11 protein-coding genes and 1 tRNA gene are annotated in these 13,128 nt (G+C 72.8%); 9 read left to right on the top strand and 3 right to left on the bottom strand.

Features of this window, described 5'->3' with window-relative positions:
- Positions 1 to 7 precede the first annotated feature (7 nt).
- The 6 genes from OG689_RS16155 to OG689_RS16130 all read left to right on the top strand — a co-directional run bounded on the left by OG689_RS16155 (position 8) and on the right by OG689_RS16130 (position 6,757).
- Positions 8 to 1,720: a DUF885 domain-containing protein gene (locus tag OG689_RS16155; protein WP_266321094.1), complete on the top strand. Its 1,713-nt coding sequence runs from the start codon at positions 8 to 10 to the stop codon at positions 1,718 to 1,720.
- A 237-nt stretch (positions 1,721 to 1,957) separates the two neighbouring features.
- Positions 1,958 to 3,619: an MFS transporter gene (locus OG689_RS16150; RefSeq protein WP_266321092.1), complete on the top strand. Its 1,662-nt coding sequence runs from the start codon at positions 1,958 to 1,960 to the stop codon at positions 3,617 to 3,619.
- Between the two features lie 211 nt (positions 3,620 to 3,830).
- Entirely contained in the window at positions 3,831 to 4,748 is a 918-nt protein-coding gene (locus OG689_RS16145; RefSeq protein ID WP_266321090.1) for a carbohydrate kinase family protein, read from the top strand.
- A gap of 144 nt (positions 4,749 to 4,892) precedes the next feature.
- Positions 4,893 to 5,864, top strand: coding sequence for a serine protease (locus OG689_RS16140; RefSeq protein ID WP_266321088.1), 972 nt, complete (start codon positions 4,893 to 4,895; stop codon positions 5,862 to 5,864).
- 234 nt (positions 5,865 to 6,098) lie between these two features.
- Positions 6,099 to 6,254 (top strand): hypothetical protein, encoded by a 156-nt coding sequence (locus tag OG689_RS16135; RefSeq protein ID WP_266321086.1) that lies wholly within the window; start codon positions 6,099 to 6,101, stop codon positions 6,252 to 6,254.
- A 92-nt stretch (positions 6,255 to 6,346) separates the two neighbouring features.
- Complete coding sequence (locus OG689_RS16130; RefSeq protein ID WP_266321084.1) at positions 6,347 to 6,757, top strand: PPOX class F420-dependent oxidoreductase; 411 nt, start codon at positions 6,347 to 6,349, stop codon at positions 6,755 to 6,757.
- A gap of 142 nt (positions 6,758 to 6,899) precedes the next feature.
- Here OG689_RS16130 and OG689_RS16125 read toward each other — a convergent pair whose 3' ends face one another.
- The 3 genes from OG689_RS16125 to OG689_RS16115 all read right to left on the bottom strand — a co-directional run bounded on the left by OG689_RS16125 (position 6,900) and on the right by OG689_RS16115 (position 8,996).
- Positions 6,900 to 7,727: a hypothetical protein gene (locus tag OG689_RS16125; RefSeq protein WP_266321083.1), complete on the bottom strand. Its 828-nt coding sequence runs from the start codon at positions 7,725 to 7,727 to the stop codon at positions 6,900 to 6,902.
- 373 nt (positions 7,728 to 8,100) lie between these two features.
- Complete coding sequence (locus tag OG689_RS16120; protein ID WP_266321081.1) at positions 8,101 to 8,415, bottom strand: hypothetical protein; 315 nt, start codon at positions 8,413 to 8,415, stop codon at positions 8,101 to 8,103.
- A gap of 509 nt (positions 8,416 to 8,924) precedes the next feature.
- A tRNA-Arg gene (locus OG689_RS16115) sits at positions 8,925 to 8,996 on the bottom strand.
- A 163-nt stretch (positions 8,997 to 9,159) separates the two neighbouring features.
- Between OG689_RS16115 and OG689_RS16110 the strand changes: the two genes are divergently transcribed.
- From OG689_RS16110 to lysA, 3 genes are all read left to right on the top strand, one after another.
- On the top strand, positions 9,160 to 9,753 hold the full coding sequence (locus OG689_RS16110; RefSeq protein ID WP_266321079.1) for a response regulator: 594 nt from the start codon (positions 9,160 to 9,162) through the stop codon (positions 9,751 to 9,753).
- Positions 9,754 to 9,894: 141 nt separating this feature from the next.
- Positions 9,895 to 11,556, top strand: coding sequence for an arginine--tRNA ligase (argS, locus tag OG689_RS16105; RefSeq protein WP_266321077.1), 1,662 nt, complete (start codon positions 9,895 to 9,897; stop codon positions 11,554 to 11,556).
- A 134-nt stretch (positions 11,557 to 11,690) separates the two neighbouring features.
- Complete coding sequence (gene lysA / locus OG689_RS16100; RefSeq protein WP_266321075.1) at positions 11,691 to 13,082, top strand: diaminopimelate decarboxylase; 1,392 nt, start codon at positions 11,691 to 11,693, stop codon at positions 13,080 to 13,082.
- Positions 13,083 to 13,128: the final 46 nt, after the last annotated feature.

Genomic DNA, 13,128 nt, shown 5'->3' with positions numbered 1-13,128 from the left:
TGTCCAGATGGTTGAAGAACTGATCAACTCTCACGAAGGCGGCACCACCCCCCGCCGCATCGCGGACTCCTATGTCCAGGCCCTCGCCGAGCTCGACCCGCTGACCGCGGTCTATCTCGGCCTCAACCCCGACGACGACAGGCTGCCGGACCTCTCCCCGGCCGGCGACCGCGAGATCGCCGAACTCGGCCGCCGCACGCTGGCCGAACTCGACGCCGCGGAGGCCGCCGGAGCCTCCCGCGACGAGGCCGAGCGCCGCTGCGCCCGGCTGCTGCGCGAGCGGCTGACGGCCGAACTCGCCGTCCATGAGGCGGGTGAGAACCTGCGGGCCGTGCGCAACCTCGGCTCGCCGGTGCACAACGTGCGGGAGGTCTTCACGTTGATGGCCACCGACACCGCGCAGGACTGGGAGCTCGTCGGCCGCCGGCTGGCCCGGGTGCCGGTGGCACTCGGCCAGTACCGGGAGACCCTGGAGGAGGGCGTCGCCCGCGGTCTCCTCTCGGGCCCCCGCCAGGTCACCACGGTGGTGGGCCAGTTCGGCGAATGGCTGGACCCGGCGACCCCCGGCGGCTGGTTCGGCGAGTTCGTCCGGGCGGCCCCGGAGGAGCAGCGGGCCACCCTGACCGGGATCGCGGTGGCGGCCGCCGACGCGCTGGCGACGCTGCGCGACTGGCTGCGCGACGTGTACGGCCCGGCCGCGGCCGCGGCGCCGGACACCGTCGGCCGTGAGCGGTACGCCCGCTGGGTCCGCTACTGGACGGGCTCCGACCTCGACCTGGACGAGGCGTACGGCTGGGCCTGGCAGCAGTTCCACGAGCTGGCGGCCCAGATGCGGGTCGAGGCGGAGAAGGTGCGGCCCGGTTCGACGCCGATGCAGGCGATGAAGTGGCTGGAGACCGACGGCCCGTCGATCAAGGGCGAGGAGGCGGCCCGCGAGTACCTCCAGGGGCTGATGGACCAGGCGATCACCGACCTCCAGGGCACCCACTTCGACCTGGCCGAGTCGGTCACCAGGGTCGAGTCCCGGCTGGCCCCGGCCGGCAGCGCCGCCGCTCCGTACTACACGGCGCCGTCGCTGGACTTCACCCGGCCGGGCCGGACCTGGCTGCCGACCCTGGGCCGGGAGGCCTTCCCGGTCTGGGACCTGGTCTCCACCTGGTACCACGAGGGCGTGCCGGGCCACCACCTGCAGCTCGCCCAGTGGAACTACGTCGCCGACCGGCTCTCGACCTACCAGGTCAGCCTGGGCGGGGTGAGCGCCAACCTGGAGGGCTGGGCGCTGTACGCCGAGCGTCTGATGGACGAGCTCGGCTACCTGACCGATCCCGGCCACCGGCTCGGCTACCTCAACGCCCAGATGATGCGGGCGCTGCGGGTGATCGTCGACATCGGTATGCACGTCGGCCTGGACTTCCCCGCCGACTCGCCGTTCAAGCCGGGCGAGCCGGTGCTGCCGGACGACGCCCGGGAGTTCTTCGGGCAGTACTGCGGGCTGCCGGCGGAATTCCTGGACAGCGAGCTGGTCCGCTACCTGGGCCTGCCGGGCCAGGCCATCGGCTACAAGCTCGGGGAGCGGGCCTGGCTGCGTGGGCGTGCGGCGGCGAAGGCGGCGCACGAGGCGCGCGGCGAGGCTTTCGACCTCAAGGCCTGGCACATGGCGGCGCTCTCCCAGGGCTCGCTGGGACTGGACGACCTGGTCGCCGAACTCACCGCGCTGTAGGCAGGGGCGGCTGGTGGGGGCCCTGCCGGGCTCCCACCAGGGGTCGGACCGGGCCTCTGGTCGTACCTCCCTGGTCCCGTGGTCCGGTCCCGGAGACGGAGGAGGGGTTTAGCCGAGCTGGGCCTTAAGTCCCATTTCGGTACATTTGGGTACATTTTTCCTTGCCAATCGGCCGTCCGAGAGTTTGCCTGGAAGACGACTGCGTGTCCTCTCCGAACCCTCCGGAAGGCTCTCCCAGTGTCTTCGCAACCTCCCCCCGGCGGTCGTACGGCGGACTCCCGCCGCTGGTGGGCGCTGGCCGTGATAGCCATCGCCCAGCTGATGATCGTCCTCGACATCACCATCGTGAACATCGCGCTCCCGTCGGCCCAGACCGACCTCGGCATCAGTGACGCGGACCGCCAGTGGGTCATCACGGCCTACACCCTGGCCTTCGGCGGGCTCCTGCTGCTCGGCGGCCGGCTCGGCGACCTCTTCGGCCGAAAACGGGTCTTCGTGATCGGCCTGCTGGGCTTCGCGGCGGCCTCCGCGCTCGGCGGCGGCGCCCAGGGCCCGACCATGCTCTTCGCGGCCCGCGCCCTCCAGGGCGCCTTCGGCGCACTGCTCGCGCCGTCCGCGCTGGGCCTGCTCTCGACCACCTTCTCCGATCCCAAGGAACGCAGTACGGCCTTCGGCATCTTCGGTGCCATCGCCGGCGGCGGCGCCGCGATCGGCCTGATCTCCGGCGGCCTGCTGACCGAGTACCTGAACTGGCGCTGGTGCCTGTTCGTCAACACCCCGATCGCCATCGTCACCGCGATCTCCGCCTTCTACCTCCTCACCCCTGACCACATCGCCAAGGGCCGCCGGGTGAAGCTGGACCTGCCGGGCGCCTTCCTGGGCTGCGGCGGCCTGCTCGCCATCGTGTACGGCACCTCCGAGGCCGTGACGCGCGGCTGGGGCGACTGGCTGGTGCTCGGCTCGCTGTGCCTGGGCGTCCTGATGCTGCTGCTCTTCGTGCTGGTGGAGAAGCGCACCCCGCACGCACTGCTGCCGCTGCACATCGTCGCCGAACGCAACCGTGGCGGCGGGGCCCTGTCGGTGGGCCTGGCCATGATCGGCATGTTCGGCGTGTTCCTGTTCCTCACCTACTACCTCCAGATCATCAAGGGGTACTCGCCGGTGATGACCGGCGTCGCGTTCCTGCCGATGACCGGAGCGATCGTGCTCAGCTCGACCGGCATCGCCGCACGACTGATGACCAGAGTGCCGTCGCGCAACCTGATCGCCTCCGGCCTGCTGCTGGCCGCCGGCGGCCTGGCGGTGCTGACCCAGATCACCGTCACCAGCGCCTACGTGGCCACCGTGCTGCCGGGCGAACTGCTGCTCGGCTTCGGCATGGGCCTGGTGTTCATGCCCTCGATGAGCCTGGCCACCCTGAACGTCGCACCCCGCGAGACGGGCGCGGCGGCGGCCACCATCAACTCGGCCCAGCAGGTGGGCGGCTCCTTCGGTACGGCACTGCTGAACACCATCGCGGCCAGCGTCACCGCGACCTACCTCGCCTCCCGGGTCGCCACGGACCCGCTGGTCCAGGCCCAGGGCGCGGTGCACGGATACGCCGTGGCCACGACGGTCGCGATGGTCATCCTGCTGGCGGCCGCCCTGATCGCGTTCCTGATGATCAACCACCGGCCGGCGCCGGGCGAGGCCACCGGCGGCGCCCCCTCCGAACCGGGTGCCGAGGCGGACGCCGAGGCGGCGGCCGGCCGGCAGCCGCAGCCGGACCCGCACGTCGCCCGGACGGCGAACCCGCAGGCGGCCCGGTCGCGCGCGGACTCCCCGGCGGCGGACTCCCCGGCGGCGGGCTCCCGACGGCCCGACACCCTGAACCCCGACCCGCTCAGATCGGAATCCTGAGATCCGGACCGACCGGCCGGGGCCTGCGGGCCCGGGGTGCGAGCCCCGGGCCCGCTCGGTGCGCCGGGCGCCGGCCCGAGCCGACCGCAGGAGATCGTCTGAAAGTTGCAGAAAGATATTGCACGCGCCTCGCCCGGCTGCTTGACTCCTGCTGCGGATCAGCCGCGTGCTCCGCCCGAGCACCCAGCCAACAGCCGAAGGGGCCACCACCGTGCCTGAGTTCGACCTGCTCGTCGTCGGCGGAACCGGCGTGGACACCATCGTCAGGGTCGACCGGCTGGAGGTCCCGGACGGCGATTCGGTGTACGCCCCGCCGATCCGCGACTACGTCGCCCACACCGGCAACGGCGTGGCCCTCGGCGCCCACGAGCTCGGGCTGCGCACCGCCTTCGTCGACTTCCTCGGCGACGACCCGCAGGCCGAGCTGATCCTGGCCGAGTACGCCCGCCGCGGCCTGCTCTTCGACCACCTGCTCTCCCCGCACGGCACTCCGCGCGCGGTCAACCTGGTGGACGCCGAGGGCCGGCGGTTCTCCTTCTACGACGGCCGCCACCCCGCCGACCTCCGGCTGCCGAGCGAGTTCTACCTGCCGTACCTCGAACGCAGCCGGCACGTGCACCTCTCCATCACCGGCCCCAACCGCGACATGTACGGGGACATCCGCAGGCTGGGCCTCACCAGCTCCACCGACCTGCACGACTGGGACGGCCACAACCCGCACCACCACCACTACGCGGTCAACTCCGACCTGGTCTTCCTGTCCGTCGCGGGCTGCCGGGGCCGCCACCAGGAGGTCATGCGGCGGATCCTCGCCGAGGGCCGGGCCCGGCTGGTCGTCGCCACCGACGGCGCCGACGGCTGCCACCTGCTGACGCGGGACGAGCCCGCGCTCGTCCGCCACTTCCCCGCCCTCCCGCCGGCCGCGCCGGTGGTCGACACCAACGGTGCCGGGGACGCCTTCGTGACCGGGTTCCTGCACGCCTGGTTCGACGGCCGGCCCGCCGAGGAAGCGGTGGTGAGCGGTGCCGTCGCCGGCGCGTACGCCTGCACGAGCGCCGGGACGCACACCGACTTCATCTCCGCGCAGGGCCTCGCCGAGGGCCTCGTAGGCGCCCTGAACGGCCGCTGACCGGCGGCTCTCCCGCGGGCGGCGGCCCGGGGCGGGAATTCTCATCGGACTCCCAGCACAGCATCACGGCCCTCCCAGCTCGGCCCTGCACAGTCGGACGGTAAGCGAACCGACGCAGGACCGGGGGCAGGAGTGGGGCACCGGATGGGACAGCACCGGGCCGGGCAGCACGCCCGCCGAAAGCCGCCGCGGCGGCGCATCCTGCGGCCGGCCCTGGCCACAGCCTGCGCCGCGCTGGCCGTCGCCGCCGTCCTGGCCGGCACCCACGCCCTGACCTCGCGCGCCACCGCCGCCGCCCCGCACGCCACCTCGGCGGACACCGAGCCCACCACTTCGGCCGGTCCGTCCACGGCGCTCGCCCCGGCGGCCGCGGCCACCACCCAGGACCCTCCCACCCCCCAGGAAGCGGCGTCCGGCTCCCCGACCCCGGCGGCCGTCCCCGTGGCCACCGCGACCGCGACGGTCAAGCGGGGCACCACCGCGGACGCCCCGGCGGACGCCGAATCCGCCAAGGTCGGCGCCCTGTTCAACGGTCCGGTCGCGGCCGGCGGGCACTTCTGCACCGCCAGCGTCGTCCACAGCCCCACCAGGAACCTGCTGCTCACCGCCGCCCACTGCCTCAGCAGCTCCGGCGACGTGACCTTCGCCCCCGGCTACCGCGACGGTTCGGCGCCGTACGGGAGCTGGAAGGTGACCGCCGTCCACACCACCACCGGCTGGGACCAGCACCGCGACCAGGACGAGGACTTCGCGATCCTGGAGGTCGCCGCCGACCAGGGCCGGGAGATCGAGGACGTGGTCGGCGCCCACCCGCTCGGCACCGGCGAGAGCTTCTCCGCCCAGGTCCGCCTCCTCGGCTACCCCAACGCCGGCGAGACGCCGCTCACCTGCGTCAACGCCACCAGCCGCGAGGACACCTACCAGCGCGCCATCGACTGCCCCGACTACACCGGCGGCACCAGCGGCGGCCCCTGGATCAGCACCGCCACCGGCGCCGTGATCGGGCTGATCGGCGGCTACCAGGAGGGCGGCGACACCCCGGACACCTCGTACAGCGCCCTTTTCGACCACACCATCACCGCCCTCTACGCCACGGCGGTCGCGGCGGCGGGCTGAGCGACCCGGCACGGGCGGCGGTCAGCGGGCGGTCAGTGGGCCCCGGAGCGGGGCAGCACTCGTCCTCGCTTCGGCCGTCCTGGCATCCGCCGCCGCGCTCGCCACCTCGGCCCGTCCGCCCGTAGGGCCCGGAGCCCCAGAACGGGGTGGAGGCCTACCGGCTGTCCGGCCGGATCGAGCTGGAGCAGGTCCGCACGATCGACCCGAAGGTCTGCAACTCCATGCGCTCCACCGGTGTCGCGTCCTTCGAACGACCTGTGGATCGATGCCGAGGGCCGCACCGTCCGCTTCGAGCAGTGGATCCAGAGCGCCCACGGTCCGGCCCACGACACCGTCGCCTTCAAGGACTTCGGCCCGGCCGAATCCTTCTCGGCCCCAGCCATGGACTGACCCGCATGACCGGCCCGGCTCCCGGAGCCGTTCGTCCGGATTTTGCGGAGATCGGCGGCCGGGCCCGGTCGACCACGATTAGGGTCGCGGTCATGACATCCCCGTTCAACGAAGCCGTACGCAAGCTCCTCGACGCGCCGCATTCCGCCGTGCTCGCCACCCTCAACCCGGACGGGGCCCCGCAGACCTCGGTCGTCTGGGTCGGACGGGAGGGGGACGAGGTGGTCGTATCCACCGCCGCCGGGCGCCGCAAGGAGAAGAACATCCGCCGCGACCCGCGGGTCAGCCTCACCGTCTACGACCGGGAGAACCCGGACGTCTACGCCGAGGTGCGCGGGACGGCGACGGTCGCCGAGGACGCCGGACGCCGGCTGGCCGTGGACCTCGCCGAGCAGTACGAGGGCCCGGGCGCCGGCCAGGAGTACCTCGACCTGCCGGCGGAGGTGGTCCGGCTGGTCATCCGGATCACGCCGACGCGCGTCCTCGGTAGCGCCACGGCCTGATCCGCGTCACGCCCGGCCCAGGCCCTGACCTCTTCAAGCCCGGCCCGATTCCACCCGTCCCGATGCAACCCGTCCCGATGCGACGGGGCCTGATCGGCGCCGGGGCGGCCGCGCCCCGACGCCTACGGCAACCGGTACGCGGTCAGGCGCACTTCGTCCCGCGGTCGACCAGCACCACGGCGCCGACCTTCTCGGCGGCTACGGTGAACTCGTACACCCAGCCCTGCGGCCCGCCGGCCGGCATCCGGTAGCGACCACTGCCGGCGAGTTCCAGGCCGCGGGCCCCGTAGGCCGTCCTGAGCTCGTCGACGGTGGAGCCGGCGCCGATCCCCTCGACCGTCCGGGCGCCCGCCGGGGCGACCAGCTCGTGCAGCCCGCCCTTGCCGAACGAGGCGCCGCCCGCGGCCGCGAAGGCCTTGTCCCGCTCCTCGCGCGCCGTCGCCACCCCGACCACGGCCTGGGCCGCGTCGGCCATCGCCCGGGCGGCCTCCGCCTGGCGGGCGGCGTCGTCCGCGGAGTCCCGGGCGGAGGCGCCGGGCCCCACCTTCCCGCTGTCCGCCTTCGCGGCGGCGGCGTCGGCCTTGGCGTCGAGGTCCTTGAACCTGGCCTCCGCCGCGGTCTCGGCTGCCATCCTGACCGGGTCGGGCGCGGGCCCGCCCGTGTAGGAGAAGTCGACGCAGCCGTCCAGCGTGGACACCGGGGCGGCCGCCAGCGCACCGCCGGCCAGCGCCGCCTCCTTGGCCGTGCCCGGGGCCAGCCCGCGGTACCCGGTGGCGCCGAAGACCTCCGGCGCCTTGCCGGCCGCCGACTTCCCTGAGCCGGCCGGCGCGGCCGCGCCCGCTGCGGCCGGCTCGGCGGCCGGACCGCCGGAGCAGGCCACCGCGCCCGCCCCGACCAGTGCCACCGCGAGACCCAGGCCGATCATCCGCCCGGCCCGGCCGCCGGACGTCCTCCCCGATGCTGCCTTCATTGCTGATTCCCCCCGCAGACGATCCGACGGGACGGCGCCTCGCCGCCCCACTTCAAGATCATTGTCCATGTCGGCGGCGCCGCCGCCTCGGTCGGGGCGTGTGAACAGGTGCACGGGACGGGTCACTTCGGCTCGGCGGTGATTCCACCCGGGCGCCCGTGAGCCCTCGGCGTCCCCACCGAGCCCGGACATGACGAAGGCCCTGCTTCGCGGCAACTCACCGCTTGGCTGGGCCTCTTCGGCGCTGGTGGTCACCCGGTGCGACCCGGGTGGACGCCCCTCGGCCGAAACCGGCGAACCGGCCGGCCGGTGCCTCCGGTCGACCGTGACCGCCCCCATCCGGAGCGGTGTCGCACGCGGACCCCCGGGTCCGTCACCTGGGTGACCGGTCGTCGCCGGCCGCCTTCACCACTCCGAGAACGGGCACCGTCAGAAAGCCGACCAGGATCGGCAGCTTCCACAGGCCCGGCACCGCCGATGTCATCGCCATCCCTGGCAACGCGATCAGGAACGACACCAGTGCCGTCGCCCACGCCCAGCCCCCGCCGGACTTCAGGCGCCACCAGGCCACCAGCCACAAGACCGCCACGAGCACCGACAGCCCGGCGTACAGCAGCGCCGCAAGTTGCGCCAGGGCAGGACCCACCAGGTCGTCCGCATCGAGGGCACCCGCCGGAGTGGTGTCCACCGCGGCGGCAGCCGTGCCGGCCCCGGCCGCCACGGCCAGCCAGTACCCGGCCTGTCCCCATGCCCATCGCCGTTCCGTCACTTCACCCCTCCAGCACTCGCGTCGCACCCTACCGCCCGGTGTAACGGCAAAGGGGCGGCCCGACCGCACCAGGACCGGTGGAGCACGGGGGAGCCCGACTCGCGGGCAGAGTGCATGCACGGAGCGTGCCCCACCCGGCGCCCCGAGGGCGGTGCGGCCTCATGGGTCGGGTCAGGTCGTCGACACCGGTTCTGGCCGGAGGGCCAAACCGTGGAGCCGCCCGTCCCCGGCCTCGGTGGGTCGATCGCGGTAGGCGGTTCCGCCTGCTCCATCCTCCGAGGCAGGACCCGGAAGCCGTGCGGCCGGCCGAACCACCGGACCCGTCCGGCACGTGAGAGAAGCAGAGCTCAGCCGATCCGGACATGACGAAGGCCCAGCTTCGCGGCAACTCACCGCTTGGCTGGGCCTCTTCAGCACTTCTCGCGAAGTGCCCCCGGTAGGATTCGAACCTACGCACCCGCCTCCGGAGGGCGGTGCTCTATCCCCTGAGCTACGGGGGCCTGCTCTTCGTCGCGACCTTGCTGCGACGTGGAGAACATTACCAGGCCGTCGGCTCTGTCCGTGCACGGGTTTTGACGGACGCGTCGGAACGGGTTCCGGCGGGGGTGACGGAAGTGCGGAAAGCCCGGACGGGGCGGTGGGCGCGCGGCTACCCTCGGTGAGGTGTCTGGAGTGTCCGGGCGGGTCCTCGTGGTGGACGACAGCGAGGTGATCCGCCAGCTGATCAGAGTCAACCTGGAGCTTGAGGGCTTCGAGGTGGTGACTGCCGCCGACGGCGCGGAGTGCCTCGAGGTGGTCCGCCGGGTGGACCCGGACGTGGTGACGCTCGACGTGATGATGCCGCGCCTGGACGGGTTGAAGACGGCGGCGCGGCTGCGCGCGGCGCCGCGCACCAGTCACCTGCCGATCGCGATAGTCAGCGCCTGCACGCCGGCGGATCTGGACCGGGGCGAGTCGGTGGGGGTGGACGGCTACCTGGGCAAGCCCTTCGACCCGGCGGACCTGGTGGCCCTGGTGCACCGGTTGATGGCGTTGCGCGCGGGCGGCGGCCGGACGTCCGGGTTCGCCTACGGTTTCGGCGCCGGGCCGGGCGCTCCGGGCGGCGGTGTCCCGGGGGTGCCGGGCCGTCCGGGTGCTCACGGTGTTCCGGCGCCGGGCGTTCCGGGTCCGGCCGCTCCGGGGCAGGGCGGTCCGGGCGTCGGCGGCCCGGTCGCGGGCCCCGGCGAATTCCGCTCTCAGCGAACAGAGCGGGGTTGACGGCCGCCACCGACGACGCCGCGAACCGCAACGGCCTGCCGGTCGGGTGCCGGTGGGGCGGGTGAGGCCCGGGCGGGCCCGGCGTCTCAACGGGTAAACCGGGTGGCGGGCGGGCACCCTCTCTCGCCTACGCTTGGCGTCGTGACACCCGCAGAGCTTTCCCAGGCAGTCCAGGCCGCAGTGCGCACCGCCGTCGAGGCGGGCGAGCTGACCGTCACCGTGCCCGAGCACGTGACCGTCGAGCGGCCCAAGAACAGGGACCACGGCGACTACGCCACCAACGTGGCCCTCCAGCTCGCGAAGCCGGCCGGCAAGCCGCCGCGAGCCGTCGCCGAACTGGTCGCCGCACGCCTGCGAGAGCTGCCCGGGGTCGCCAAGGTCGACATCGCCGGACCGGGCTTCCTGAACATCACCTTCGACGCCGCCACCCAGGGCGAGCTGGCCCGCACGATCGTCGAGGCGGGTACGGCGTACGGCCGCAACGAGGCGCTCAAGGGCCTGAAGATCAACCTGGAGTTCGTGTCGGCCAACCCGACCGGCCCGATCCACATCGGCGGCGTCCGCTGGGCGGCCGTCGGCGACTCGCTGGCCCGGGTGCTCAAGGCCACCGGCGCCGACGTCACCACCGAGTACTACCTCAACGACGCTGGCGTGCAGATCTCCAAGTTCGCCGCCTCGCTGCAGGCCGCTGCCAACGGCCGGCCCGCGCCCGAGGACGGCTACGTCGGCCAGTACATCGTGGAGATCGCCAAGGCCCTGGTGGCCGGGATCCCCGGCGTGCTCGACCTGCCGGTGGAGGAGCAGCTGGAGACCTTCCGGGTCGAGGGCCTCAAGCTGATGGTCGCCGAGATCCAGCGCTCGATGGCCGAGTTCGGCACGCACTTCGACACCTGGTTCTCCGAGAAGTCGCTGCACGACTCCGGCGCGGTGGAGAAGGCGATCGAGCGGCTGCGCGCCCAGGGCCACGTCTTCGACGAGGACGGCGCGATCTGGCTGCGCACCACCGACTTCGGCGACGACAAGGACCGCGTCCTGATCAAGGCCGACGGCGAGACCACCTACTTCGCGGCCGACGCGGCGTACTACCTGAGCAAGCGGGACCGCGGCAGCGAGGTCTCGGTCTACATGCTCGGCGCGGACCACCACGGCTACGTCAACCGGCTCAAGGCCATCGTGGCCTGCGCGGGCGACGACATGGACCGCAACATCGAGGTCAAGATCGGCCAGTTCGTCAAGATGCTGCGTGACGGTGAGGAGGTCCGCATGTCCAAGCGGGCCGGCAACATCATCACCATCGACGACGTGGTCGACTGGATCGGCGTGGACGCGGCCCGCTACACCCTGGCGCGCTCCTCCACCGACTCGACGATCACGCTCGACATCAACGTGCTGACCAGCCAGTCGAACGAGAACCCGGTCTACTACGTCCAGTACGCGCACACCCGGATGTGCGGCGTGGCGCGCAAGGCGAAGGAACTGGGCGTCGACAAGGGCTCGGCCGAGGACTTCAAACCCGAGTTGCTCGCCACCCAGTGGGAGAGCGACATGCTCGGCGCGCTCGGTGAGTTCCCGCGGATCCTCGCCAAGGCCGGCCAGACCCGCGAGCCGCACCACGTGGCGCGCTACCTGGAGGACGTGGCGGGTGTCTACCACCGCCTGTACGACAACTGCATGTTCCTGCCCAAGGGCGACGAGGAGATGACGGACACGCACCGTGCCCGGCTCTGGCTGGTGGAGGCCGCGCAGACGGTCGTCGCCAACGGCCTCACGCTGCTCGGCGTGACAGCCCCCGAGCGGATGTAACCGCCCCACGCGCAGACGGGGCGGTGACGGTCCTTCCGGGCCGTCGCCGCCCCTTTCCATAGATCCACCCGCTTCAGGACCCACCCGCTCCAGAGATCCGCCCACGCTCCAGCCGAGAACGTCAGGAAGAGGACATGAGCCGCTCCGCCCACCCCGCAGGCCCGCGCCACGGCGACGTGCTGCCCGAGGGTCACTACCAGGCCCCGCCGAGCGACCTGAACGCCCTCGACCCCAAGGTGTGGTCCCGGACGGTCGCGCGCGGCGAAGACGGCGTGGTGACCGTCGGCGGGCTGGACGTGAAGGCGCTGGCCGCCGAGTACGGCACCCCCGCGTACGTGCTGGACGAGGATGACTTCCGTACCCGGGCCCGGGCCTGGCGGGACGCCTTCGGCGCGGGCGCCGACGTCTACTACGCGGGCAAGGCGTTCCTCTCCAAGGCGATCGTGCGCTGGCTGCACGAGGAGGGGCTCAACCTCGACGTGTGCAGCCAGGGCGAGCTGGCGGTGGCGCTGGCCGCCGGGATGCCGGCGGAGCGGATCGCGCTGCACGGCAACAACAAGTCCGCGGACGAGCTGGAGCAGGCGGTCAAGGTCGGGGTCGGCCACATCGTGGTGGACTCCTACCAGGAGATCGACCGCCTGGCGGCCATCGCCGCAGGTCAGGGCGTGCGCCAGCCGGTGCTGATCCGGATCACGGTGGGCGTCGAGGCGCACACCCACGAGTTCATCGCGACCGCGCACGAGGACCAGAAGTTCGGCCTGTCGCTGTCCGGCGGCGCGGCCGCCGAGGCGGTCCGCCAGGTGCTCGCGCGGCCGAGTCTGGAGCTGCGCGGCATCCACTCGCACATCGGCTCGCAGATCTTCGACATGGCGGGCTTCGAGGTCGCCGCCCGCCGGGTGGTGGGGCTGCTCTCCGAGGTCCGCGACGAGCACGGGGTGGAGCTGCCGGAGATCGACCTCGGCGGCGGCCTCGGCATCGCCTACACCAGCGAGGACGACCCGCGTGAGCCCGCCGAGATCGCGGCCGCGCTGGCCGAGATCGTCCGCCGCGAGTGCGCCGCCGCGGACCTGCGGGCGCCGCGGCTGAGCGTCGAGCCGGGCCGGGCGATCGTCGGCCCGACGGCCTTCACGCTGTACGAGGTGGGCACGGTCAAGCCGCTGGAGGGCCTGCGGACGTACGTCAGCGTGGACGGCGGCATGTCGGACAACATCCGCACCGCGCTGTACGACGCCGAGTACTCCGTCGCCCTGGTGTCGCGGGTCAGCGACGCCGAGCCCATGCTGGTCCGGGTGGTGGGCAAGCACTGCGAGTCGGGCGACATCGTGGTCCGGGACGCGTTCCTGCCCGCCGACCTGGCGCCGGGCGACCTGGTGGCGGTGCCGGCCACCGGCGCGTACTGCCGCTCGATGGCCAGCAACTACAACCACGCCCTCAAGCCCCCCGTGGTCGCCGTCCGGGACGGCGCGGCCCGGGTCATCGTCCGGCGCGAGACGGAGGAGGATCTCCTGCGTCTCGATATCGGATGACGAAATTCTTGTCTCAGATCATGGAACGACCGTAGATCCCCGCGGA

It is taken from the genome of Kitasatospora sp. NBC_00240, from assembly GCF_026342405.1.
GTDB lineage: Bacteria > Actinomycetota > Actinomycetes > Streptomycetales > Streptomycetaceae > Kitasatospora.
This window is presented reverse-complemented; position numbering and strand designations above follow the sequence as displayed.

Excerpts from the sequence above, each read along its gene's own strand:
- OG689_RS16155 (WP_266321094.1), top strand. The coding sequence starts at position 8 with ATGGTTGAAGAACTGATCAACTCTCACGAAGGCGGCACCACCCCCCGC.
- OG689_RS16140 (WP_266321088.1), top strand. The coding sequence starts at position 4,893 with ATGGGACAGCACCGGGCCGGGCAGCACGCCCGCCGAAAGCCGCCGCGG.
- OG689_RS16130 (WP_266321084.1), top strand. The coding sequence starts at position 6,347 with ATGACATCCCCGTTCAACGAAGCCGTACGCAAGCTCCTCGACGCGCCG.
- OG689_RS16125 (WP_266321083.1), bottom strand. The coding sequence starts at position 7,727 with ATGAAGGCAGCATCGGGGAGGACGTCCGGCGGCCGGGCCGGGCGGATG.
- lysA (WP_266321075.1), top strand. The coding sequence starts at position 11,691 with ATGAGCCGCTCCGCCCACCCCGCAGGCCCGCGCCACGGCGACGTGCTG.